This window comes from Streptomyces sp. NPDC043853 (genome assembly GCF_056436025.1).
Genome location: NZ_JBWKDJ010000006.1, coordinates 161,752 through 185,239, shown reverse-complemented (window position 1 = coordinate 185,239; position 23,488 = coordinate 161,752). Strand labels below are relative to the sequence as shown.

The 23,488-nt window shown below is 74.2% G+C and carries 25 protein-coding genes; 12 read left to right on the top strand and 13 right to left on the bottom strand.

Annotation, left to right across the window (positions count from 1 at the left end; translation table 11 throughout):
* Window positions 1-42 precede the first annotated feature (42 nt).
* The 5 genes from AC067U_RS18425 (at window position 43) to AC067U_RS18405 (ending at window position 5,000) form a co-directional block, all read left to right on the top strand.
* On the top strand, window positions 43-1,194 hold the full coding sequence (locus AC067U_RS18425; RefSeq protein WP_478830768.1) for a CapA family protein: 1,152 nt from the start codon (window positions 43-45) through the stop codon (window positions 1,192-1,194).
* Window positions 1,195-1,289: 95 nt separating this feature from the next.
* A complete protein-coding gene (locus AC067U_RS18420; RefSeq protein ID WP_478830767.1) occupies window positions 1,290-1,730 on the top strand; it encodes a hypothetical protein in 441 nt (146 codons plus the stop codon).
* Between the two features lie 51 nt (window positions 1,731-1,781).
* Complete coding sequence (locus AC067U_RS18415) at window positions 1,782-2,339, top strand: hypothetical protein (protein WP_478830766.1); 558 nt, start codon at window positions 1,782-1,784, stop codon at window positions 2,337-2,339.
* Window positions 2,340-2,475: 136 nt separating this feature from the next.
* A complete protein-coding gene (locus AC067U_RS18410) occupies window positions 2,476-3,699 on the top strand; it encodes a PLP-dependent cysteine synthase family protein (protein WP_478830765.1) in 1,224 nt (407 codons plus the stop codon).
* Window positions 3,696-5,000, top strand: coding sequence for an MDR family MFS transporter (locus AC067U_RS18405; RefSeq protein ID WP_478830764.1), 1,305 nt, complete (start codon window positions 3,696-3,698; stop codon window positions 4,998-5,000). Before AC067U_RS18410 ends, AC067U_RS18405 begins: the two co-directional genes overlap by 4 nt.
* A 75-nt stretch (window positions 5,001-5,075) precedes the next feature.
* Here the strand turns inward: AC067U_RS18405 and AC067U_RS18400 are convergent, their stop codons facing one another.
* The 3 genes from AC067U_RS18400 to AC067U_RS18390 form a co-directional block, all read right to left on the bottom strand.
* Window positions 5,076-5,279, bottom strand: coding sequence for a DUF5988 family protein (locus tag AC067U_RS18400; RefSeq protein WP_478830763.1), 204 nt, complete (start codon window positions 5,277-5,279; stop codon window positions 5,076-5,078).
* Window positions 5,280-5,323: 44 nt separating this feature from the next.
* A complete protein-coding gene (locus tag AC067U_RS18395; protein ID WP_478830762.1) occupies window positions 5,324-6,199 on the bottom strand; it encodes an endo alpha-1,4 polygalactosaminidase in 876 nt (291 codons plus the stop codon).
* Window positions 6,200-6,467: 268 nt separating this feature from the next.
* Window positions 6,468-7,319 carry a LysR family substrate-binding domain-containing protein gene (locus tag AC067U_RS18390; RefSeq protein WP_478830761.1) on the bottom strand — a complete coding sequence of 284 codons (852 nt, stop codon included), beginning with the start codon at window positions 7,317-7,319 and terminating at the stop codon, window positions 6,468-6,470.
* A gap of 58 nt (window positions 7,320-7,377) precedes the next feature.
* Between AC067U_RS18390 and AC067U_RS18385 the strand changes: the two genes are divergently transcribed.
* Complete coding sequence (locus AC067U_RS18385; protein ID WP_478830760.1) at window positions 7,378-7,773, top strand: DUF5997 family protein; 396 nt, start codon at window positions 7,378-7,380, stop codon at window positions 7,771-7,773.
* A 175-nt stretch (window positions 7,774-7,948) separates the two neighbouring features.
* On the opposite strand, the gene AC067U_RS18380 is transcribed toward AC067U_RS18385, so the two are convergent.
* Complete coding sequence (locus tag AC067U_RS18380; protein ID WP_478830759.1) at window positions 7,949-8,521, bottom strand: helix-turn-helix domain-containing protein; 573 nt, start codon at window positions 8,519-8,521, stop codon at window positions 7,949-7,951.
* A 136-nt stretch (window positions 8,522-8,657) separates the two neighbouring features.
* Here AC067U_RS18380 and AC067U_RS18375 point away from each other — a divergent pair, with 136 nt between their 5' ends.
* The 4 genes from AC067U_RS18375 (at window position 8,658) to AC067U_RS18360 (ending at window position 12,465) form a co-directional block, all read left to right on the top strand.
* Window positions 8,658-9,443 (top strand): ABC transporter permease, encoded by a 786-nt coding sequence (locus tag AC067U_RS18375; RefSeq protein WP_478830758.1) that lies wholly within the window; start codon window positions 8,658-8,660, stop codon window positions 9,441-9,443.
* Window positions 9,440-10,165 (top strand): ABC transporter ATP-binding protein, encoded by a 726-nt coding sequence (locus AC067U_RS18370; protein ID WP_478830757.1) that lies wholly within the window; start codon window positions 9,440-9,442, stop codon window positions 10,163-10,165. Before AC067U_RS18375 ends, AC067U_RS18370 begins: the two co-directional genes overlap by 4 nt.
* A 107-nt stretch (window positions 10,166-10,272) precedes the next feature.
* On the top strand, window positions 10,273-11,292 hold the full coding sequence (locus tag AC067U_RS18365) for an ABC transporter substrate-binding protein (protein ID WP_478830756.1): 1,020 nt from the start codon (window positions 10,273-10,275) through the stop codon (window positions 11,290-11,292).
* A gap of 63 nt (window positions 11,293-11,355) precedes the next feature.
* On the top strand, window positions 11,356-12,465 hold the full coding sequence (locus AC067U_RS18360; RefSeq protein ID WP_478830755.1) for an aryl-sulfate sulfotransferase: 1,110 nt from the start codon (window positions 11,356-11,358) through the stop codon (window positions 12,463-12,465).
* Between the two features lie 134 nt (window positions 12,466-12,599).
* Here AC067U_RS18360 and AC067U_RS18355 read toward each other — a convergent pair whose 3' ends face one another.
* The 3 genes from AC067U_RS18355 to AC067U_RS18345 all read right to left on the bottom strand — a co-directional run bounded on the left by AC067U_RS18355 (window position 12,600) and on the right by AC067U_RS18345 (window position 15,945).
* Complete coding sequence (locus tag AC067U_RS18355; protein ID WP_478830754.1) at window positions 12,600-13,601, bottom strand: helix-turn-helix transcriptional regulator; 1,002 nt, start codon at window positions 13,599-13,601, stop codon at window positions 12,600-12,602.
* A 205-nt stretch (window positions 13,602-13,806) separates the two neighbouring features.
* Window positions 13,807-15,081, bottom strand: coding sequence for an MFS transporter (locus tag AC067U_RS18350; protein ID WP_478830753.1), 1,275 nt, complete (start codon window positions 15,079-15,081; stop codon window positions 13,807-13,809).
* Between the two features lie 135 nt (window positions 15,082-15,216).
* The gene (locus AC067U_RS18345; RefSeq protein WP_478830752.1) at window positions 15,217-15,945 is read right to left on the bottom strand and encodes a carbon-nitrogen hydrolase family protein; all 729 of its coding nucleotides are present in this window, start codon (window positions 15,943-15,945) and stop codon (window positions 15,217-15,219) included.
* Between the two features lie 188 nt (window positions 15,946-16,133).
* Between AC067U_RS18345 and AC067U_RS18340 the strand changes: the two genes are divergently transcribed.
* Both AC067U_RS18340 and argB read left to right on the top strand, forming a co-directional pair.
* Window positions 16,134-16,595, top strand: coding sequence for an SRPBCC family protein (locus AC067U_RS18340; RefSeq protein WP_478830751.1), 462 nt, complete (start codon window positions 16,134-16,136; stop codon window positions 16,593-16,595).
* Between the two features lie 117 nt (window positions 16,596-16,712).
* Window positions 16,713-17,639, top strand: coding sequence for an acetylglutamate kinase (argB, locus tag AC067U_RS18335; protein ID WP_478830750.1), 927 nt, complete (start codon window positions 16,713-16,715; stop codon window positions 17,637-17,639).
* 143 nt (window positions 17,640-17,782) lie between these two features.
* On the opposite strand, the gene AC067U_RS18330 is transcribed toward argB, so the two are convergent.
* The 6 genes from AC067U_RS18330 to AC067U_RS18305 all read right to left on the bottom strand — a co-directional run bounded on the left by AC067U_RS18330 (window position 17,783) and on the right by AC067U_RS18305 (window position 23,396).
* Window positions 17,783-18,322 carry a GNAT family N-acetyltransferase gene (locus AC067U_RS18330; protein ID WP_478830749.1) on the bottom strand — a complete coding sequence of 180 codons (540 nt, stop codon included), beginning with the start codon at window positions 18,320-18,322 and terminating at the stop codon, window positions 17,783-17,785.
* Between the two features lie 61 nt (window positions 18,323-18,383).
* A complete protein-coding gene (locus AC067U_RS18325; RefSeq protein ID WP_478830748.1) occupies window positions 18,384-18,653 on the bottom strand; it encodes a hypothetical protein in 270 nt (89 codons plus the stop codon).
* Window positions 18,650-20,233 (bottom strand): amidohydrolase, encoded by a 1,584-nt coding sequence (locus AC067U_RS18320; protein WP_478830747.1) that lies wholly within the window; start codon window positions 20,231-20,233, stop codon window positions 18,650-18,652. The genes AC067U_RS18325 and AC067U_RS18320 overlap by 4 nt, the downstream gene beginning before the upstream one ends.
* Before the next feature lie 132 nt (window positions 20,234-20,365).
* The gene (locus AC067U_RS18315) at window positions 20,366-21,229 is read right to left on the bottom strand and encodes an ABC transporter ATP-binding protein (protein ID WP_478830746.1); all 864 of its coding nucleotides are present in this window, start codon (window positions 21,227-21,229) and stop codon (window positions 20,366-20,368) included.
* Entirely contained in the window at window positions 21,226-22,329 is a 1,104-nt protein-coding gene (locus tag AC067U_RS18310; protein WP_478830745.1) for a FecCD family ABC transporter permease, read from the bottom strand. The genes AC067U_RS18315 and AC067U_RS18310 overlap by 4 nt, the downstream gene beginning before the upstream one ends.
* On the bottom strand, window positions 22,326-23,396 hold the full coding sequence (locus AC067U_RS18305) for a FecCD family ABC transporter permease (protein WP_478830744.1): 1,071 nt from the start codon (window positions 23,394-23,396) through the stop codon (window positions 22,326-22,328). The genes AC067U_RS18310 and AC067U_RS18305 overlap by 4 nt, the downstream gene beginning before the upstream one ends.
* Window positions 23,397-23,488 lie beyond the last annotated feature (92 nt).

Below are 23,488 nucleotides of genomic sequence, written 5' to 3'. Positions count from 1 at the left end.
GGCGGCGATCCCGGCCCCGCCGGAGCGGCCTAGGCTGGGATTGTGCAGGGTGGTGCCGTCACGCTGTGCCTGACCGGGGACGTGATGCTCGGGCGCGGCGTGGACCAGATCCTTCCGCATCCCGGTGATCCGGAGCTGGCGGAGGCGTACGTGCGTGATGCCCGGACGTATGTGGAGCTGGCCGAGGCGGTGAACGGGCCGATCCCGCGGCCGGTGGACTTCTCCTGGCCGTGGGGAGTCGTGCTGCGCGTGCTCGCCCGGACGGTGCCCGACGCCCTGGTGCTGAACCTGGAGACCAGTGTCACGCGAAGTGACGACGCGATGCCCGGCAAGGGGGTGCACTACCGCATGCACCCCGCCAACCTGCCGTGTCTGGCGGCGGCCCGCCCCGACGTGTGCGTGCTCGCGAACAACCACGTGCTGGACTACGGGCGGCGCGGGCTGGAGGAGACCCTGGACGTGATGGCCGTGGCGGGGCTGCGGACGGCGGGGGCGGGCCGGGACGCCGAGCAGGCCGCCCGGCCGGCGGCGGTGCCCGTGGGCTCCGGGCGGCGGGTCCTGGTGCTCTCGCTCGGCATGGCGTCCAGCGGGGTGCCGCCGGGCTGGGCGGCGACGGCCGACCGGAGCGGGGTCGCCTTCGCCGCCGAGGCGTCCGGTTCCGCGGCGGCCGCGCTGGCCGCCCGTATCCGGGAGGCGAAGCGGCCGGGCGACGTGTGCGTCATCTCGGTGCACTGGGGCTCCAATTGGGGATACCGGGTGCCCCGGGACCAGATCCGGTTCGCGCACGCGCTCGTCGACGCCGGAGCGGACGTGGTCCACGGACACTCCTCGCACCACCCGCGGCCGGTCGAGGTGTACCGGGGACGTCTCATCGCCTACGGCTGCGGGGACCTGATCAACGACTACGAGGGCATCACCGGCTACGAGCTGTACCGCGACGACCTCCGGCCGCTGTACCTGGTCTCCCTGGAGGCCGCCACGGGACGGCTGCGCGAGCTGCGGATCGTGCCGTTGCAGGCCCGGCGCATGCGGCTGCGGCGCGCCTCGGCGGAGGACTGCCGGTGGCTGGGCGGCACCCTGGACCGGGTCAGCCGCGAGTTCGGGGCCCGATTGCGGCCGCAGCCGGACGGTACGGTCACCCTTCACCCGGACGGGCCGGACACGACGGACGGCGCCGCGACCCGTTCGCGCTGACCCGGACGGGCCGTCCGGGCACACCGACGCGATTCCTTCCCCGACTGACCGGATCCGTGCACCTCGCGCGGAGCCGAGGTGGTTATGATCACGGTGTGATCACAGCCCGGTCGCGCCGTCCTGCCGTCCCGGGCCGCTCCCGGGCGGTCCTGTTGCGGCTGTTCGGGGTGCGCCTGCTCGGGCTGTGTCTGGTGGCCGTGGGCTTCCTGTGCATCGATGCCCCGGGTTCGGGCAGCACGCCCGGCCACCGGAGCGCGGCCTCCGCCCCGATCGCCGTGGACGCGGGTGCCCTCCAGGGGCACGGGCACGGGCACGGGCAGGGTGATGGGCACGAGCCCGCGTCGCCCGCCCACGACTGTTCGCCTGCGGCGGCGCCCCAGGCGGTGCCGGCGGAACCGGCGCACGCGCCGCTGTCGCCGGCCGCGGCGGACGCGACACCCGCGGCCCGGACGGGTGCGGTGCAGTGTCACCTCGTCCGCGACGGCTCCGGCACCTCGCTGCGCGGGGCCAGAACGACGGGGGTCCTGCGGGTATAGCGGCGGTCCGCTGCCGCCGGACCATCCCGCTCACCGCTGCACGGAGGAACTGTGCCGCACCGTTCCCGCGTACCCCTTTCCCGTCGGCCCCTTGCCCATGGGCTCCTTTCCCGTCGGCTCCTTTCCCGTCGGCTCCTTTCCCGTCGGCTCCCTTCCCGTCGGCCCCTTTCCCAGGTCCGCAGGTCCGGCGCGCTGCTCGCCGGGCTGCTGAGCACGCTGCTGCTCACCGCGTTCCACTGCCTCGCCCCCCTCGACCCGGCACCGGACTCGCCCGCCGCCGCCACTGCCGCACCCGCGGCGGTGGTGGCGGCGGCCCCCGTGGCCGGACCCGTACGGCCGCACGTACCGCCCCCGCCGGACCGCCACCACCACTCCCCGCACGACCACGCGCACGACCACGGGGGCGCCGCCTGCGCCACCCCCGGCCTGGTCCCGCAGGCGCAGAGCGTCCACCGGCCCGTCCCGGCGGCCCCGGAGGTGCCCGAGTACGACACGGCCGCCCGTCCCACCGCACGTACGCCGGGGGCCGGCGCCCCCGACGCGACCAGGGCCCGCCCCTCCCCGACGGGCCGGTCCACCCTCACCGCCGTCTGCCGGTGGCGCATCTAGACCGCTCGCCGAGCGGCCCACGAAGCGGCCGCCGCATGCTCGTCCCGCCGTCCTGGGCGTCATAGACCGCCCGCGCGCGCAGAAGCATGCGATCCGAGCGAATTCCGGAAGCGCTTCACCGATAGAGAGCGGAACAATGCATTCCTCGACCACCGACGCGACCCCTTCCGCAGGATCCGCAGGATCCGCACGATCCGCCCTGTCAGGGCTGGTCGGCAACACCCCGCTGCTGCGGATCTCCGAGCCCCTCGCTCCGGCCGGACGCGGGTTCTGGGCCAAGCTGGAGGGGTTCAACCCCGGCGGCATCAAGGACCGTCCCGGGCTGCACATGGCGGAGCGGGCCCGTGCCCGGGGCGACCTCCGGCCCGGAGCGCGGATCATCGAGTCCACCAGCGGCACCCTGGGGCTGGGGCTGGCCCTGGCCGGGATGGTGTACGGCCACCCGGTCACCCTGGTCACCGATCCGGGCCTGGAGAGCTCCATGACCCGGCTGCTGACCGCCTACGGCGCGCAGGTCAACGTGGTGTCGGAGCCCCACCCGACGGGCGGCTGGCAGCAGGCCCGCCGCGACCGGGTACAGCAGCTGATGGCGCGGCACCCCGGCTCCTGGTGCCCGGACCAGTACAACAACCCCGACAACACGACCGCCTACACCCCGCTCGCCCTCGAACTGGCCGCCGAACTCGGGCACATCGACGTACTGGTGTGCAGCGTGGGCACCGGCGGCCACTCCGCGGGGGTGTCCCGGGTGCTCCGGCAGCTCTACCCCGGGCTCCGGCTCGTGGGTGTGGACACCATCGGCTCCACCATCTTCGGGCAGCCCGCCCGGCCCCGGCTGATGCGTGGGCTCGGGTCGAGCATCTACCCCCGCAACGTGGCGTACGACCAGTTCTCCGAGGTGCACTGGGTGTCCCCGGCGGAAGCGGTGTGGACCTGCCGCCGACTGGCCTCCTCGCACTACGCGACCGGCGGCTGGAGCGTCGGCGCCGTCGCGCTGGTGGCGGGCTGGCTGGCCCGTGCGCTGCCCGCGGACACGCGGATCGCGGCGGTCTTCCCGGACGGGCCGCAGCGCTACCTCGGCACGGTCTACGACGACGACTACTGCGCGGCGCACGGGCTGCTGGACGCGCCGCCCGCGGCGGAGCCCGAGGTGATCGGCAGCCTGAACGAGAAGGAGGTCGGCCGCTGGACCCGGTGCACCGCGGTGGCCGACCCGCTCACCCTGGCCGACGCGGCCGACGGGGACGGCGGGGATGGCGGGGACGGCGGGGACGGCGGGCAGAGCGCGGACGACGCCCACGGCACCCGTGACACCACCGACACCCGTGACACCCGTGAGACGAAGGGCGCCGACCGGTGAGGAGCACCTTCGCGCAGGTCCGCACGTACGAGCGCAGCGTCCAGCTGCTGATGCTGAACCAGTTCACCATCAACCTGGGCTTCTACATGCTGATGCCCTACCTGGCGGCCCATCTGGCAGGTCCGCTGGGGCTGGCGGGCTGGCTGGTCGGACTGATCCTCGGCGTGCGCAACTTCAGCCAGCAGGGCATGTTCCTGATCGGCGGCACGCTCGCCGACCGCCTCGGCTACAAGCCGATGATCATCGCGGGGCTGGTGCTGCGCGTCATCGGCTTCGCGACGCTCGGGCTGGTCGACTCGGTGCCCGCGCTGCTGGCCGCCTCCGCGGCCACCGGGCTGGCGGGGGCACTGTTCAACCCGGCCACCCGCGCGTACCTGGCCACGGACGCGGGCGAGCGGCGGGTGGAGGCGTTCGCCCTGTTCAACGTCTTCTACCAGGCCGGGATCCTGCTCGGTCCGCTGGTCGGCATGGTGCTGACGGGGGTCGACTTCCGTGTCACCTGCCTGGTGGCGGCCGGCACCTTCGCCGTGCTGAGCGCGGTCCAGATCCGTGCCCTGCCGGCCCGGCGGGGCACCGACCCGAAGGCGGAGGCGGACGGTCCGGCGAGGGGGGTGCTCGGGCAGTGGCGGGGCATGCTGGCCAACCGGTCGTTCCTGCTGTTCTCCGTGGCGATGACCGGCTCGTACGTGATGTCGTTCCAGGTCTACCTGGCGCTGCCGCTTGAGGTACGGCGGCTGGGCGGGGAGGGCCGGTTCGGCACGGCGGCGGTGGCGGTGCTGTTCGCCGTGTCCGGCCTGGGCACGATCCTCCTCCAGACGCGGATCACCGCGTGGTGCAAGGCCCGTGTCGAACCCGGCCGGGCGCTCACCTGGGGGCTGCTCGTGATGGGCGCGGGCTTCGTGCCGCTGCTGGTGCCGGCGGTGCTGCCGGTGCCGGAGGGCGGACCGGGGCGGTGGCTGGTGGCGGGGGGCGCGCCGGCGCTGTCCGCACTGCTGCTGGCACTGGGCACGATGATCGCCTACCCGTTCGAGATGGACACCATCGTGCGGCTCGCCGAGGACCGGCTCGTGGCCACGCACTACGGGCTGTACAACACGGTCTGCGGGATCGGGATCACCCTCGGCAACCTGCTGACCGGGGTGGCGCTCGACGCGGCCCGTGACGCGGGGCTGCCCGCCCTGCCGTGGATCGCGCTGTCCGCGCTCGGCCTGGTGTGCGCCGCGGCCGTGTACGGGCTGCACCGGGCGGGGCGGCTGGCACCGCCGCGTCCGGCGGCGCGGGCGGAGGCCGCGGCCGTGTGAGCCGGCGGCCGGGCGGGGCGGTGCGCGCCGTCCCGTCCGGCCGTCACCCGGTGATGCGGACCGGCCGTCCTGCCGTCACTCGGCGATCTTGGTGCGTTCCCACCACTCGTAGACCGGGAGCGACCCCCCGGCGGTGTCCTGCCGCCGGGGCGTCGGCCGGAAGTGCTCGTATCCGCCCTGGTGCTGGATCTTGATGTCCTCGCCCGGAGTGGTGATCTCGACGGTCCGGTCCGGCAGGTCGTCGGGCCCGCCCTCCAGCGCTGCCATCATCTTGGTCATGCCACAAGTCTCGGCACTCTCCGCGTTGCCCGCACTTCGGGGAGTCAGCAGGTACGGCGGCGGTGGCCGTCCTTCCCGGCGGGCCGGACGTCCGTGTCGCGCAGCACGATCGAGAGGGTGGCGCCGTAGGCCTTGCACGCGGCGGCGAGCCCGGCCGCCTCGTACTCGACGTCGAAGACCCGGTTGTCGTAGGGCCGGGCGTAGGCCTCGCATTCGTCGTACTGGCCGCACTCCTCGGCGACGGCGAAGTCGAAGCCGAGGCTCCGGCCGCGGACGGTGAGCTCGGCGGCGTTCTTCTGGCCGATGGCCAGTCCCGCGGCGTGGGCGCGGTCGATGAGCAGCTCGGCGAAGGCCAGGTCGTGCTCGGCGGTGAGACGCCCGCCGGACCGCTCGTGGGAGTCGAGGTTGTCGGCCTCGACGGCCTGGAAGCCGTCCGCGGCGCAGCCGTCGATCCACTCGCCCACGATGCGGGCGAGCCGTTCCCGCTTGGCGGGTGTGGACACGTCGAGGAGGGCCTCGTCCCAGTCCTTGTCCATCACGGGCGGGCTGTCCGCCCGGGCGCCCTCGCGGAGCAGCAGGTCGGGGTGGTTCTTCTGCCACCACTCGGTCGCGTCGGGCTGGGCCTGGAAGGCGTTGACGTAGCAGACGTTGTAGAGGCCGGGGGCGGGTTGGTCCCCGCGGTCGCGGGAGACCGCCCGTACAGCGGCCGGGGGCCGGTACGCCCCGCCGATCTGGTAGTCGAAGGCCATGTGCGGCTCGGGCAGCCGGACGACGCCGGGGCGGGTCTTCTCCTTGGCGCCCCGGTCCCCGTCGGAGTCTCCGCCGCCATCGCCGCCACCGCTGCATCCGGCGGCGAACAGCACCACCGCGCCGACCAGCACCGCCACCCGCCGCGCCGCTCGGCGCGCCCGGTCGTCCATCGCTCCGGCTCTCCCCTTCGCCGCCATCGATGCGCCCCCAGCCTAGGCCGTCTCTTTCGGATCTTGCTTACCGGCAAGATCCGAAAGAGACGACCTGGCGGCGCACCGGACCCGGAAAGCCGGATCGCCCCGGGGATGAACGACGGGACCGGGGCGCGGGTGACGGTCCACCGGAGGAAATCCGGCGGGACCGGCCGGGCCGGAGGAAGGGCCGGAGTAGGGGCCGGAGGAGGGGCAGGAGGAAGGGAGGGCCGGAGGGGACCCGGGACTACGGGCGGCGGCGGGGCTTGCGGCCCTTGGCAGCCTTCGGGGCGGCCCCGCCGGAGCGCGGGTTCCTGCCCGCCGTCTTGCCCGTGTTCCCCTTCGCCGTGCCGCCGGATCTGGCGGCGCCCTTCGCGGGGGTCTTGCCGGTCTTCTTCGCCGGTGCGGGACGGGACTGCGGCTGGGCGGCCGGGGTCTGCGGGCCGCGGGTGCTGTTGACGGTGCGGCCGCGGACGATGCCGATGAAGTGCTCGACCAGGTCGGTGGTCCGGGCCTCCGGCCAGGAGAGCGCGACCCGTGACTCGGGGGCGTCCGTCACCGGCCGGTAGGTGAGGTCCTTGCGGTGGTGCAGGCGGGCCAGGGACTGCGGGACGACGAGGACGCCGATTCCGGCGGCGACCAGCTCGATGGCGTCCGCCGTGGTGGCGGGCCGCTCGATCGCCGGGCGGCCGGGAAGGGACTCCCAGACCAGGGTGTCGTCCATCGGGTGCAGCACGATCTCGTCGGCGAGGTCGCCGGTGGACACCTCTTCGGCGGCCGCCACCAGGTGGTCCTTGGGGATCACGACGACGGTGGTCTCGGTGTAGAGGGGGATGGCGCTGAAGACGTCCCGGTCGACCGGCAGCCGGACGATGCCGGCGTCCGCATCCCCGCCGGCCATGACGCCGGGGGCTTCGGCGGCGGATACCTGGACCAGGGTGAGGGGGATCTCCGGCAGCCGCTCGTGCCAGATCCGGACCCACTTCCCCGGGGTGACGCCCGGGACGTACGCCAGCCGGAAGCCGGGGGCGGAAGACCCGGCTGCCGCGGGTGCCGCGGTGGCCGAGGGAGCCGAGGGGGAGGTGTCCGAGCCTGTCACCTGGCCAGGTTACCCGGCGTGGTCGGAGGCCGTGCACACGCTCGATACCCTTGACGGCATGACGTCGCACCAGAACACCCAGACGATGAAGCCCGCGACCGCGGCCAAGAAGCTGGGTGTGTACCTTCCTGCCACCCCCGCCGACTTCCAGGAGGGCGTGGTTTCGCGCGCCGAGCTGAACGCGCTGCAGAGCGAGCCGCCCGCGTGGCTGGTCGAGCTGCGCCGCAACGGTCCGCACCCCCGCCCGGTGGTCGCGGCGAAGCTGGGCGTGTCCATCGCCGGACTCGCGCGCGGCGGGGTCACCGAGGCCCTCACCACCGAGCAGATCGAGGCGCTGAAGCAGGAGATGCCGGAGTGGCTGCAGAAGGAGCGCGCCACCCAGGCCGAGGTCCGCAAGGAAGCCGCTCGGATCAAGGCGAAGCAGCAGGAGAAGGACGCCGCCCAGGAGTCCTGACCGGCCCCGGGAACGCATGAGCCCGGGAACACAGGAGCACAGGAACACAGGAACACAGCAGCAGTCGGGCAGGCGCGGGCAGAACGGCGAACGTCCCGGTTCCCCTTGCGGGGGCCGGGGCGTTCGTGTTTCCCCGACCCGTGCCGCCGCACCGGGCGTGGCCCCGGCCGGCCCGCTACCGGCCCCCCGCGACCACCAGCAGCGTGCGCGCGGGCACCGGTCCCGCGAGGCGGCACCGGTGCGGGACCTCGCCGCGGTGGTGGGCGCTCTGCCCGGCCCTCAGGGTCAGCGGCTCCTCGCCCTCGACCTCCAGCACGACCTCACCCTCCAGTACGTAGAGGAAGTCCTCGCCGGGGTGCTCGAACCAGCCCCGCTCGCCGCGGCCGGGCTCGAAGTGGTGCTCGTAGGCCTCCATCAGGGCGCTGCTGCCGCCGGGGATCAGGACCCGGGCGACCTGGCCGGCGGTCTCGCTGACCCGGATCACCTGCGGGTCGGTCTCGTGGCTGACGGTGCCGGGCCGGCCCGGAGGACGCAGGAAGGTGCCGGGCGGGACGTCGAGGGCCTCCGCGATCCGGTAGATGGAGCTGAGGCTGGGGGTGGTGAGGCCGCGTTCCAGCTGGCTGAGGAACGGCTGGGAGAGTCCGGACCGGGTGGCGAGGGCGGCCATGGAGACGCCGCGCCGCTTGCGGCACGCGCGGATCACCTGCCCGACCGCTATGGCTTCGGGGGTGGGTTCGGGGCGGGACACGCTGGTGAACGTACCCCATCCGCGATCACCCGCCCGGAGCCCCGGAACGTTTCGCACTGCTGCAACACGCGGTTCATAAGCCTGGTCAATTATTGATCCTGCTTATCAACGCAGCCCATGAGCGAGGAGTCCCCGCGTGCACGCCACCCCCTCACCGCCGGCCCGGGGCCGGGCCCCCGGGCGGTCCGGCCCGGCCCTGGGCACGGCCGCCGCCGTGCTCGCGCTGTGGTCGCTGGCCGCCTGGTCGGGCGCGGTGGCTCCGGGCCTGCTGCCCTCCCCCGCCGAGACCGCCGCCGCGCTGGCGGACGGCGCACGCAGCGGAACCCTGGCCGCCGACCTCGGCGCCAGTCTGGTCCGCGCCGGACAGGGTTTCGCGCTGGGCGCGGTCATCGGCGGTGCGCTGGGCTTCGCCACCGGCTGCCTGCCACGGCTGGCCGCCGCCGTGAACCCGGTGGTCTCCTTCCTGCGGCCGATCCCGGCCATCGCCCTGGTGCCGCTGGCCACCGCGTGGTTCGGCATCGGGGAGACCGCGAAGCGGCTGCTGATCGCGTACGCCGTCCTGCTCGCCGTATGGCTGTACGTGCACGACGGGGTGTCACGGGTGCCGGAGAGCCACCTGCGGGCGGCCCGTTCGCTGGGGGCGCCACTGCACCGGAGGTTCACCGAGGTGCTGCTGCCGGCGGCCGCGCCGGCCCTGCTCGCCGCCCTGCGCTACGGCGCCTCGGTGGCCCTGCTGGCGCTGGTCGCCGCGGAACTCGGCGGCGCGGACAGCGGCCTGGCGTACCGGCTCCAGGTGGACGGGCAGTTCCTGCGGGTGGACCGGATGTTCGCCGGGCTCATCGTGCTGGGTCTGCTCGGGGTGGTCGTGGACCTCGCGCTGGCCGCGGCCGGCCGCCGGTTCGTGCACTGGAGCGCGCCATGAGCCTCGGCGTACGGCTGGATGGGCTGTCCGTCGGGTACGGGGCCGGCGCGGCGCCGGTGCTGGAGCGGACCGACCTGGAATTCGCCCCCGGGTCCTTCACCGCACTGCTCGGGCCCAGCGGCTGCGGCAAGTCCACGGTGCTGAACACGGTGGCCGGGTTCGTCCGGCCCACCACCGGGCTGGTCACGGCCGGCTCCGCCCCCGTGGATGGCCCCGGCCCGGAGCGCGGTGTGGTCTTCCAGCACTACGCGCTCTTCCCGTGGCGCACGGCCCGCGGCAACGTGGAGTTCGCCCTCAAGCGGCTCGGGCTGCCGCGCGCCGAACGCCGGCGGCGGGCGCTCGCCGCCCTCGCCGAGGTCGGCCTCGCGGACGGCACCGAGAAGTACCCGGCCCAGCTGTCCGGCGGTATGCAGCAGCGCGTGGCACTGGCCCGGGCTCTGGCGGCCGAGCCCGAAATCCTGCTGATGGACGAGCCGTTCGGCGCGCTCGACGCCCTGACCCGGTCCCGTATGCAGCAGTTGCTCCGGGAGGTGTGGCAACGCACCGGCCTGACCGTGCTGTTCGTCACCCACGACATCGACGAGGCGCTCGCCCTCGCCGAGCGGGTCGTCGTCCTCGGCGGCTCGCCCGGCCGGGTGCTGGCCGACCACCCCGTGCCGTCCGGGCCGCCCGACCCGGAGCTGCGGGCCCTGATCGCCCGCCGGCTCGGCTGCCCCGCCTGATCCTCGACGCCCGATCCCCGACGCCTGGTCCCCGACGCCCGATCCCCGACGCCTTCTCCCTGCCCCTTCCCCTCGGCACCCACCACACCGACAGGACCTGATCCCCCATGCCCGGACTCGCCCTCGGCCGCCGCGCGGCGGCCGCCGCGGCCCTCGCGGCCGCCCTGCTCACCGCCCTGGCCACCGGCTGCTCCGGGGCCGCCCCCGCCGGCCGGGGCGACGGCGGCAGCCGGACCGTGTCCCTCGCCGCGAGCGACCACCTCGGCGGCGCACCCGTCTACGTCGCCCGGGAACGCGGCCTGTGGTCCGCCGAGGGCATCGACGCCAAGGTGACCACCCTGCCCACCGGCCGGGACGCGCTGAACGCCGTACTCGGCGGCCAGGCGCAGCTCGGCGTGGTCGGGGACCTGCCGGCCGTGACGGCCGCCCTCGGCGGGCGCGAGGTGAAGGTCGTCGCCGATCTGTCGCGGTTCTCCGACTGGCGGCTGCTGACCCGGACCGACCGGGGCATCGGCGGCTTCGCCGCGCTCAAGGGCCGCAAGGTCGGGGTCCCCCAGGGCACCAACGTGGAGTACGCGCTGTCCCGGATGCTGGCCTCGGCCGGGCTGACGGCCGCGGACGTGACCGTGGTCAACCTCGCCCCGAACCAGGTCGGTCCGGCCCTGGCCCGTGGGGACGTCGACGCCGGGGTCACCTTCCCCGGGTTCTACCGGCCCACCCGCACCGCCCTGGGCGAGAAGTACGCCGAGGTCCCGTTCACCGGCTACACCGCCCGGACCCTGCTGGTGGCCGGCGCCAAGGCGGACGCGAAGACCACCACGGCCGTGCTCCGGACGCTGATCCGCGCCCAGCGGGAATCCGCGGCCGACCCGGCCGGTGCCCGAAGGGCCGTCCTCGCCCAGGCCAAGGGCGCCCTCCAGGCCGAGCACGTCGAGACCTTCCAGCCCGCGTACGAGTACGGCGCGACGCTGAGCGCCCAGCTCCTCACGCAGCTCACCGAGGAGGCCGCCTGGGCCAAGGCCGCACAGAAGCTGCCGGGCGCCGCCGACCGGGCGGCCCTGCTGAAGCACGTGGACGGCGGGCCGCTGAAGGCCGCCGACCCGACCGCCGTGAACGCGGCCCCCTGACCGGCGGCTCCCCGCCCGTCCACTCGTCACCCACCCACCGTCACACCGATCAGGAGACACCCCGTGACCATCGACCAGAACACCCTGCGCCGTCGCGGCCTCGGCCTGCGCGCCCACGACCCGGAGCGCAGCTTCGGGGGGTACACCCTGTACACCCCGATCGCCGGCTCCGGCGAGATCCACCTCGTCGACATCGAGGGCCGGACCGTGCACACCTGGAACCCGCCGCAGCCGCCCGGCCGGCACGCCCGCCTGCTGCCGAACGGGAACCTCTTCAACCAGGGCAAGGACCTGAGCAGCCCGACCCTGTTCCCCATCTGGGACGTCTACCACGGCGGCGTCTTCCAGGAGCTGGCGCCGGACTCCACGGTGGTGCGGGAGACCCGGCACCCCTTCCACCACCACGACGCCTCCGTGCTGCGCAACGGGAACCTGATCGTGCTGGGCGTCGAGCCCCTGGACCCGGCCGACGCGGCCCGGATCCAGGGGGGCATCCCCGGCTCCGAGGCCCCGGGCGGGGCGATCTACGGGGACGTGGTGTACGAACTGACCTGGGACGGCGAGGTGGTGTGGCGCTGGGCCGCCGTCGAGCACCTCGACCCGGCCGAGGTGCCGTTGAACGAGCACTTCGCCCGCAACCACTGGCCGATGGCGAACACCGTCAACGAACTCGCCGACGGCGGCATCGTGGTGGGCTTCCGCAGCGCCTCCACGACGGTGGCCGTGGACCGCGCCGACGGATCGGTCCGCTGGAGCCTCGGCCCCGGCGTGCACTCCCAGCACCACTACCCGCACGAGCTGGAGAACGGCAACATCCTGGTCTTCGACAACGGCACCTACCGGGACACCACGTCGGTGCCGTACTCCCGGGCGGTGGAGGTGGACCCGCACACGGGCCGGGAGGTCTGGTCGTACGAGGACAACCCGCCGCAGAACTTCTACAGCCCGTACATGTCCAGCGCCCAGCGGCTGCCCAACGGGAACACCTTCATCGCGGAGGGCTCCTTCGGCCGGCTCTTCGAGGTGACCCCCGAGGGGGACGTGGTGTGGGAGTTCGTGGTGCCGGAGTTCGGCTCCTTCGGGCAGGGGGTGGGACTGGAGTCCTCCGCCGGCGCGCAGAACGCCGTCTTCCGTGCCTACCGGTACGCGGCCGAGCAGATCCCCTGGCTCTGACCGGGCACCCGGTCCAGCAGGCCGGGCCGGCGGGCCAGGCGCACCGCGAGGTCGTGGAGGGTGTCGGGGGTGTGGTTGCCGACGAGCCGGCCGCTCCGGGGGGGGTGTCGCAGAGCGCGGGCACCTCCGCCCGGCTACATCCAGCCGCGTTCCTTGGCGGACATGGCCGCCTGGAAGCGGTTGGAGGCACCGAGGCGGAGCAGCAGGTCGGCGACGTGGCGGCGGAAGGTGCGGATGGAGATGCCCATCTCGCGGGCGGCGATCTCGTCCTTGTCGAACCGGGCCAGCAGGGTGAGCACTTGGCGGTCGGTCTCGGTGATGTCCTCGGTCCGCGGTTCCGCCTCCCGGCCGGGCAGCGGTTCCGCGGAGGTCCACACCTTCTCGAAGAGGGTGACCATGCTGGAGACGAGTCCGCCCTGGCGGACGATGAGCGCGCCGCGGGCGCTGTCCGACGGGTCCAGGGGGACGACCGCCGTGGCGCGGTCGTAGATGACCATCCGGTCCATGACCGTGTCGACGACCCTGAACTCGGCTCCCAGGTCGGTCATCTCGTGCAGGTAGCCGCTGGTGAGCGGGTCGTCCAGGGCGGTGCGCAGGATCACCGTGCGCAGGGTGATCCCGCGCCTGAGGCACCGGAGGTCCAGGGGCCGGGCGGCCTCGATGAACGCGGGGGTGAGCGGCCCGTCGGGCTGGAGGGCGCACATCTCGGTGCGGGCGAAGAAGGCCAGTTCGTCGAGGCGGGCGCGGATCTCGTCGAGTCCGTCGAGCCGTTCGATCCCGCTCGTCCGGCCCTCGCCGGGGGCCTCCCCCGGGCCTTCGCCGGCGCGGGCCTCTTCCACGAGTTCCGGGATCAGCGATCGGGCCGAGGCCACCAGCCGGAGCTGGTCGTTGAGTTCGTGCAGCTTCCGCTCGATGAGGCGCTCGATGCCGAGGACCGGGTCGATCGCGACCGCGTGCCCTTCCCGGGCGGGCCGGAGGAGCTTGTGCCGGCACAGGCTGCGGATCGCCCGGTCCGCTTCGTCCCGGCTGATGCCCAGGCTCCGGCCGACCGTTTCGGGGCACACCCTCGTGGTGCGGAGCGAGTGCCGGTAGACGCTTTCCTCACGCTGGCTCAGGCCCAGGCTGGTCAAGGTCACGATGCAGATCTCCCCTGGCACGGCTCCGCTCGGTCCGGCGCGATGCTACCCCAGGGGGTCGATTTCGGATAAGTGTTTCCGCATCTCGGAATTTGAGGGGCTTCGCTGGCCGGTGGGAAGCGTGCGCCGGGCGGGGAACCAGGGGCGCAGGGGGCTCTCGGCGGAGCCGGGCACGGTCAGGTGAGGTCAGGCGGGGTCTGGCAGGTCAAGCCGAGGTCTCGCCGCCCGGCCAGGCCAGCCGCCGTACGTCCGGCACCAGCACCGTGGCGGCGCTGACGGCCAGGGCGATCACGGAGGCCGTGACCAGGAGGCCGGCGGGGGCGCCGAACGCCAGCAGGTGCGGTACGGCCACCAGGGCGAGCGGGGAAACGCCCAGCGAGATCAGCCAGTCGACGCCGGCGACCCGGCCGATCAGCGCGCCGGGCACCCGGCTCTGCAGGGTGGCGGCCCAGGCCACGGTCGCCGCCGACAGCACCGCCCCGACCAGCAGGGCCACGCACACGGAGGCGGCCGCCGAGGCCGACAGACCCAGCACGGCGAAGCCCGCGCAGACCACCGTCATCCCGCCGAAGACCAGTACCCCGGGCGGGACGCACCGCAGCCGGCCCACCAGCAGCCCGCCCAGCAGCGCGCCGGCCGCCTGGCTGCCGACCAGCAGGCTGTACGTGCTCGCGCCGCCGCCCAGCAGGTCGGCGGAGACCTGCGGCAGCAGGGCCTTCGCGGGGGCGATGACCAGGGCCACGCTCACCCCGAAGCTGCCGATCGACACCCACAGCCAGCGGTGCGCCAACACGTACCGGATGCCTCCGGTGGCCTCCTTCAGCAGCCCGTCGCCCGAGGCGGGCCGGTCCGCGGTGGGCCAGCGGCCCGCGACCAGTACGAGGGCCAGGGCGAGGCCGAAGCCGGCCGTACCCAGGGCCAGGGAGGCGGCGGCGCCGACCGCCGCGAGCAGGACCCCGCCGAGGGCCGCGCCCGCGATGCCCGCGGTGCGCAGCGCGACCGACTGGAGGGCGTTCGCCGCCAGCAGCTCCGTCTTGGGCAGGAGTTCGGTGAACGCGAGGGTGAAGGCCGGCTCGAAGGCGCCGTCGCCGAGTCCGAGCAGCAGACCGCAGGCGACGATCGCCCAGAGGTGCTGCCCGCCCGCCGCCACCTGGGCGGCGACCCCGGCGGTGGCCAGCACCCGGGCCAGGTCGGCCCAGAGCATCACCGAGCGGGCCCCGAACCGGTCGGCCAGCGCGCCGCCCACGAGGAGCATCAGCACGGTGCCGGTGGCCTGCCCGAACAGGGTGTAGGCCAGCAGGGCCGGATCTCCCGCCGTGACCGCGTATCCGGCCAGCGAGACCTGGAAGACGAAGTCGCCGGTGCGGGACAGGCACTGGCCGGCGTAGAGCAGCCGGAACCGGCGGCGGCGCAGCGGGGCCCGCAGCCGGGTGCGGGTGTCCGGGTCCGCGGCGGTGCCGGGCGGGACGGCGGTGGTCATCGGCGGGCCTCCGGTTCGGCGTTGACCGGGAAGGGGGTGCCCTCCCGGCGGCGACGGAAGAAATCTCGCACCGCCGCGAAGCCGTCACCAGGGACGTCCGGCTCAGGAAACTGCACCCGGTCCGGCAGTTTCCTGTCAGCGCCGTCCCGGGGCCGGGACCTCGGCCGTGACCACGCCGGCCGTACGGTCGTCGGCCTCGGCGAGCAGGGTGCCGTCCGGGGCCCAGACGGCGGCGCGGCCGCAGCCGGTCCAGGGCCCGGCCGGGCCCACGTGGTTGGCCAGGGCCACGTACATGCCGGAGTCCGCGGCGATGGCCGGGTAGAGGGACGCGCGCTCCTTGACGCCGTCTCCGGTGCCGTACAGGGAGGAGGCGAGCTGGACGCTGCAGCCGTCGGCGGCGCCGCGGGAGGTCAGCGCCGGGAAGTGGTTGTCGTAACAGGTGGCCAGGGCGAAGCGCAGGCCGCCGAGGTCGAACCGGCCGTCGCGGTCGCCGGCGGTGAAGACCTCCCGCTCCTGCCCGTACAGGTGCTGCTTGCGGTAGGTGGTGAGCAGTCGGCCGTCGGTGCCGAACACGAGGGTGCCGATGGCGGGCCGTTCGCCGTCGGTGGCCACGGCGCAGTTCACCACGGTGGCGATGCCGGACGCGCGGACCGGGTCGAGGCGGGCGTCCGCCTCGGGGTCGCGCACCCACAGGCCAGGGTCGCCGGCCAGGGCCCCGAGCTCGTAGCCGGTGAGCGCGAACTCGGGGAAGACCACCAGTTCCGCGTCTTGCTCGCGGGCCTGTGCGGCGAGAGCCGCGAGGATGCGTACGTTGGCCGGGACGTCTCCGGGCACACAGGTGAGCTGGGCTGCGGCGATCTTCATACGGACAGCCTGCCATCGGGGCCGGGAGGCAGAGGCATCAGGGACCGGCGGCCGGGGCAGGCTCCCCGATGAGGCCGGCGGGCCGCGGCCGGCGGCAGCGACAGCGGTGCGGTCGGCGCGGTGTGGTCTGCGCGGTGCGGTCGTGCGGTGCGGTCGGTGCGGTGCGGTCGGCTCGGAAGGACGGTGCGATGGCCCCTGAAGCGGTGGAGCCGGTGACCCTGGAGCCGGTGACCCTGGAACGGCGCATCGCCGCCCGCCCCCGGACGGTGTTCTCCTTCTTCGCGGAGGACGACAAGTGGCTCGCCTGGATGGGCCGGGCCGGCGAGTTCGCCTTCGAACCCGGAGGCGCCTACCGGATCGCCGTGACCCGCGAGCACATGGCCGAGGGACGGTTCACCGAGATCGACCCGCCCGGGCGGCTGGCCTTCACCTGGGGCTGGGCCGGGGCCGGGTCGGGCGTGCCGCCGGGTTCCACCACCGTGGAGATCACCTTCGAACCGGCCGCGGAGGGCACCCTGTTCCGGCTGGCCCACCACGGCCTGCCCTCCCCCGAGGCCTGCTCGGCCCATGCGGAGGTCTGGACGCACTACGTCCGCCGGCTGGTGACCTGGGCGGAGGGCGGCGATCCCGGTCCGGACGACTGGGCCTGAGCCGCCACCCGACTTGACTTAGGTTAGCCTAAGCTAAATCCTGGTGGGTGCACGCTCCGGAATCCCAATGACCGCCATGGGCGCTGAGTTTGAGGTTCCGTCATCAACGCCCCGTGAATGGAGTGCCCCGTGACCGCCGACCAGCGGCGCAGCAGCCGGACCGTCGTGATCAAGTTCGGCGGGAACGCCATGGTGGACGAGGAGTTGAAACGCTGTTTCGCCCGTGATGTGGTGGCGCTCCGCGAGGCCGGACTGCACCCGGTGGTGGTGCACGGCGGCGGACCCCAGATCAGCGCGCTGCTCGACCGGCTCGACCTGGAGGTCCGCTTCGAGGCCGGACTGCGGGTGACCACACCGGAGGTCATGGACGTGGTCCGGATGGTCCTCGCGGGCGGGGTCCAGCGGGAGCTGGTCGGCCTGATCAACCGTCACGGGCCCCTTGCCGTGGGCCTGACCGGTGAGGACGCGCACACCATGACCGCGGTCCGGCGGAGCGCCTGGGTCGACGGCGAACCGGTGGACATCGGCCTGGTCGGCGACGTCACCGAGGTCAACGCGGAGACCCTGCGCGAACTGCTCGCGCAGGGCCGCATCCCGGTGGTCTCCCCCGTCGCCCGCGGGGCCGACGGGAACGTCTACAACATCAACGCCGATCTCGCCGCCTCCGCCCTGGCGGCCGCCCTCGGCGCCGAGCAGCTGGTGGTGCTCACCGACGTGGCCGGGCTGTACGCGAACTGGCCGTACGACACCGAGGTGATCGACCGCCTCACCGCCACCGAGCTGGAGCGGCTGATGCCCGGGCTGACCAGCGGCATGATCCCGAAGATGGAGGGCTGTCTGCGGGCGGTGCGGGCCGGGGTGCGCTCGGCACGGGTCCTGGACGGCCGGGTGCCGGGCGCCCTCCTGCGGACCCTGCTCGACGGGGCACCCGGCGGCACCACCGTGCTCCCGGACGAGACCCTCGCCGACGGCACCGCCCTCCCGGACCGGCCGCTCGCCGGCGCCGGCGCGCTCCCGGCCGCGGCCCCCGGCGCCTCCCGCTGACGGGCCTGGCGGCCGGGCCCTGCAGCAGGGACGGGACCCCGCCCCGCGGCTACGGGCGGCAGGCCCGCTCCCGGGCCGCCGACGGCGGGCACGCCCGGCCGGGCGGCAGGCGACCGACGGCCGTGCGCGACCGGCGGCAGCCGCTACGGCGCCAGCCGCCTGGCCAGGACCTGTGCGCCGCGCCCCGGGTCCAGGGAGGCCAGCCAGGCCGCCGGGGCCAGGGCCTCGGCGCCCTCGGGGGCGAAACCGTACGTCCGGAACAGGGCCCCGCCGCCGGTGGTGGCAGCGAGCAGCGCGAACAGTTCGCCCGCGTGGGCCCGGGACAGCGCGTCGCGCAGCAGCATGCCGCCCACGCCCTGCCCCTGCATGTGACTCGCGACACAGAAGTTGAACAGCACCCCGGTGGGCCCCCGGCCGCCCTCCCCGGGGTGCCGCCGCAGGCCCAGACACCCGCCCAGGGTGCCGTCCGGGGCCTGATACACCAGGAAGTCGGACGCCTCCGCGGCGTACAGGGACAGCGGCCGGTCGCGGAGCGCGCCCGTGCGGACGAACGGCCGGGACAGGCCCTGGAGGGCGGTGGCGTCCTCCCGGCGCCCGCGCCGTACCGGCGACGGGACAAGGCGCGGTCCGTGGGGGGAGCGCAGCAGTACGCCGGGGCGGCGCCGGGTGGTGACCGTGGTCAAGGAGCTGACCTTCCTTCCTGGGGCGGGCTGACGGGCCGGGGCCCGTGCCCGGCACGGGGTCCTACGAGCAGGGCCGGCCGGGGTACTCCCGGCCCTCCGGCACTCCCGCCCGGCGCATCCGGTGCAGGACCCGGCCGAGGGTGGGCTCGTCGTCTATGAACACGGGGCAGTTGACCTCCGTGTCGAAGACGAGCGTGTCGTCGGGGGTGTGCCACAGCACCCAGCGGGCGGGCAGGCTGGACTCCTGCCAGAGGTGGGTGTAGGGGCCGAGGGCGTCGACATCGGTGTCGTGCTGTCCGTGCTGTCCGTGCTGTCCGGCGAGCGCGCTCATGCGGCCGTCCTCACGGTAGCGCGGCCGTCCACAAATGTCTGCACCACGTCGATCGCACCGATCCGTCCGGGGTCGACCCGGCGCGGGTCGTCACCGAGGACCACCAGGTCGGCCCGGTGGCCCGGGACCAGGCTGCCCGCACTGTCCTCCCAGTGGCAGGCGCGGGCGGCGTCCACGGTGTACGCGCGGAGCGCCTGGTCCACGGTGATGCCCTCGTCGGGGCCGACCACCCGGCCCGAGACCGTGGCGCGCTCCACCATGAACTGGACGGCGCGCAGGGGTGCCCCGTCGGTGACGGGCCGGTCCGAGCTGCCGACCAGGGTGACCCCGTGGTCGAGGAAGCCGCGGCCCCGGTACAGCCAGGGGGCGCGTTCCTCCCCCATGATCGTGGCGTAGTCGTCGCCGAGGTAGCGCAGGAAGTTCGGCTGGACCACGGCGGCCACGCCCAGTGCGGCGAAGCGTTCGAGCTGGTCGGGGCGGACCAGTCCGGCGTGCTCGATGCGGTGCCGGGCGGCGGGCCTCGGCCGGGCCCGCTGGGCGGCTTCCAGGGCGTCCAGGGCGAGGTCGACGGCCCGGTCGCCGATGGCGTGTACGGCGAGCTGCCAGCCGGCCAGGTGTCCGGCCACCACGGTGTCCTTGATCCGTTCCGGGTCGTCCTGGAACTCCCCGGTGTGGCCGTTCGCCCCGATGCCCTCGTACGGGCGGGTCAGGGCGGCGGTCCGGGCCATCATGCCGCCGTCGGTGTAGACCTTCAGCGCGCCCACGGAGAGCCAGTCGTCGCCGAAGCCGGTGCGCAGGCCGAGGCCGAGGGCGCGCGGGATGCCGTCGGCCGCGTGGGCGGCGACCGGGTTCAGGGTGTCGGCGGCGGCCATGAGCTGGACCCGCAGCGGCAGCCGGCCCTGGTCGCGGAGCAGCTGGTACGCGCCGAGCTCGACGGGGCTGTGGCCGAGCAGGCCGCCTCCGATGCCGGCTTCGGCGCAGGCGGTGACGCCTTCGGCGAGGCAGGCGCGGCCGGCCCGCTCGATGGCGTCGGCGAGCTCGGTCTGGGCGTAGGGCAGCCGCAGTCGGCGGGCCGCGGTCATGGCGCTCTCGGCGAGGAAGGCTCCCTGTCCGGCGATCTCCGCGGGGAGCAGGTCCAGGACGGCGCTGTTGACCACGCAGGCGTGGCCGGAGTCGTGCAGCATGAACAGCTTGCGGCCGTCGGTGACCTTGTCCAGTTCGGCGGCGGTGAGGTGGCGGCCCAGGGCCCGCTGGTCGTATCCGGCGACGTCGACCCAGCTGCCGTGCGGTGCGCGGGCGGCGGCCTCGGCGACGACGGCGAGCACGTCGTCGGCGCGGGTGCACGGGGCCACGGTGGGGGTGGCCGCCTTCAGGCCGGTCCAGGCGAGGTGGACGTGCGCGTCGATGAACCCGGGGAGGACGGTCGCGCCCTGGAGGTCGATCACCTCCCGCGCGGGGAGGGAGGTGACGGACTCGTCCAGCCCCACGATCCGGCCGTTCCAGATGCCCAGGTCACGGGCGACGGGGTGGCGCGGGTCCATGGTGACGATGGTGGCGTTGGTCAGCCTCGTACTGAGCATGGAGTGTCGGTCCTCGCAGGTCGTCGGAGGGCGGGGGCGAGCCGTCGGGGGGCGGCCCGGCGCAGGCCCGTCGGATGGCGGCGCTTCGGGCGGCGGGGCTTGAAGGGGGCGGGGCTTGAAGGGGGCGGCGCTTCAGGGGGTCGCAGAGGCCGGGGCGGGGGCGGCCGGGGCGGCGTGGTGCCGGGTGCGGGCCGTGGGCACCATCAGCGGGGTGCCGGTCTCCGGGTCGTCGATGATCCGGCAGGGCAGGCCGAACACGTCCTCGACCAGTTCGGCGGTCATCACGGTGGACGGGTCGCCCTCGGCGGCGACGGTGCCGCCGGGTTTGAGCACCACGAGGTGACTGGCGTAGCGGCAGGCCTGGTTGAGGTCGTGGAGGACGGCGACGATCGTCTGACCCTTGCGTTCGTGCAGGTCGGCGCAGAGGTTCAGGACCTCGACCTGGTGGGCGATGTCCAGGTAGGTGGTGGGCTCGTCCAGGAGCAGGATGTCGGTCTGCTGGGCGAGCACCATGGACAGCCAGACGCGCTGGCGCTGGCCGCCGGACAGGTCGTCGACGGGCCGGCCGGCGAGGTCGAGCACGCCGGTCTGCCGCATGGCCTCGGCCACGGCGGCCTCGTCCTCCGCGGACCACTGCCTGAGCATCCGCTGGTGCGGGTAGCGGCCGCGGGCCACCAGGTCGCCGACGGTGATGCCGCCGGGGGCGGTGGAGGACTGCGGAAGCAGGCCGAGCCGGCGGGCGACCTCGCGGGTGCGGTACGAGGAGATGGCCGCGCCGTCCAGGTACACCTCGCCGGCCTTCGGTTTCAGCATCCGGGCCAGGGCCTTGAGCAGGGTGGACTTGCCGCAGGCGTTCGGGCCGATGATGACCGTGAAGGAGTGGTCGGGGATGACCACGCCGAGGCCGGTGGCCACGGTGCGCTGGTCGTAGGAGAGGGTGAGTCCTTCGGCGCGCAGCCGGGCCGAGGGGGTGGTGGACGCGGGTGTCGCGGTCATGCTCGGCTCTTTCGGGATTCGGTGACCAGCAGCCAGATGAGGTACAGGCCGCCGATGGTGCCGGTGCCGGCGCCCACGGGCAGCAGGGCGGGTGAGAACAGCCGTTGCACGGCGAGGTCACTGACGGCCAGCAGGAGGGCGCCCATCAGTGCGGCGGGGACGAGTCCGGGGCCGGAGGAGCGGATCAGGGTGCGGGCGAGCTGGGGGGCGGCGAGCGCGACGAACATGATCGGGCCGGTCACCGCGGTGGCGAAGGCGGCGAGCGCCACACTGGTGAACAGCAGGACGACGCGGGTGACGGCCACGTTCACGCCGAGCCCGGTGGCCGTGGCGTCACCCATCTCGATCACGGTGAGCCGCCGGCCGAGGCCGAAGGCGACGGGCAGCAGCACTGCGGTGGCGAGTCCGATCGCGGCGGCGTGGTCCCAGGTGCGGTTGCCCAGGGTGCCGAGCAGCCAGGACTGGGCCTCCAGGGCCTCCTGCCAGGTGGCCTTGGTGATCAGGTAGCTGTTGACGGCGAGCAGCAGGGCGCTGACCCCGATGCCCATGACGACGAGGCGGAAGCCGGGCGATCCGCCGCCGAAGACCAGCAGGTAGACGACGAGGGCGGTGGCGAGGCCGCCGATCAGGGCGCCCAGCGCGATCTGGTTCATGCTGCCGTTGAAGACGACGATGACCACGAGGGCGCCGGTGGCGGAGCCGTTGGTGAAGCCGATGATGTCGGGGCTGCCCAGGGCGTTGCGGGTGAGGCTCTGCAGGACGGCGCCGCTGACCGCGAGGGCCGCGCCGACGCACAGGGCGGTCACCAGGCGGGGCATCCGCAGGGTGTTGACGATGAAGTCGGCGGCACCTGATCCGGTGCCGGCCAGCGCCTGCGCCACCTCGCCCACCGACAGCTGGAAGTCGCCGGTGGTGAGGGTGATCACCGTGACGAGGAGCAGGAGTGCGGCCAGGGTGAGGGTCACGGCGGCGGTGCGGACGTGGACGAGCAGCGAGGCACGGCCGCCGGGGGTGCCCCAGACGGTGCCGGTGACCACACGAGGGCCGGTGCCCGGCTGCGGCGCGGGGGTCACGGCGGGTGTCGCGGCGGGGTCGTTCACAGCATGACCAGCTTTCGGCGGCGGCACAGGGCGAGGAACAGCGGCGCTCCGACGAACGCGGTGACGATGCCGACCTGGACCTCGCCGGGCGCGCCGAGCACCCGGCCCAGGACGTCGGAGGCGATCAGCAGGATCGGTGCGAGTACGGCGGAATAGGCCATCAGCCAGCGCTGGTCGGGGCCGACGAGGAAGCGGGCCATGTGCGGGACGACGAGCCCGATGAAGGCGATGGGGCCGGCGGCGGCGGTGGCCGCGCCGCAGAGCAGCATCACGGCGACCATGCCGGCGGCCCGGGTGCGGCCCACGTTGACGCCGAGGGCGCGGCCCATCTGCTCGCCCATGGCCAGGGCGTTGAGGGAGGGTGCCAGGGCGAGCGCGAGCAGCAGGCCGACCGCGATGAAGGGCAGCACGGTCCAGAACACGTCCATCTGACGGCCCGCCAGGGAGCCGACCGTCCAGAACCGGAACTGGTTGAAGGCACGCGGCTTGAGCAGGAGTACGGCGGAGTTGAACGCGAACAGCACGGCGGTGACGGCCGCTCCGGCGACGACCAGGCGGTCGGGGGTGACCAGGCTCCGCCCGGCGGAGCCGAGCAGGTAGACCACGACGGAGGCGGCGGCCGCGCCGGCGAAGGCGAACCACACGTAGCCGAGGGCGGTGGCGACCCCGAAGAAACCGATGGCGAAGACGACTCCGGTGGCGGCGCCGAGCCCGACGCCGAGCAGGCCGGGATCGGCGAGCGGATTGCGGGTGAGGGCCTGCTGGAGGGCGCCGGACAGGCCCAGCGCCGCACCGACGAGCACGCCGATGAGGGTTCTGGGGATGCGGTACTCGTGGATGATCACGGAGGCCTGTGATCCGTCGGGCTCCCAGAGCAGGCGCCAGGTGTCGGTGAACGGGATGTCCCTGGTGCCCCACCAGATGCTGAGGAGGCAGACCAACACCAGGACGGCCAGGGCGGCCGGCAGACCGGCGCCGCGCAGGGCGGACGCGGTCCTCCGCCGCCCGGGTGGCCGTACGGGACCGTCGGCGGTGGCCGCGACCGCCGCCTTCGTCTCGACCGCCAACGGAAGACTCCCCCCAGCCACACACCACACGGCGCGGACACGTACACGGACACGGACACGGACACAGGCACAGGCACAGGCACAGACACAGG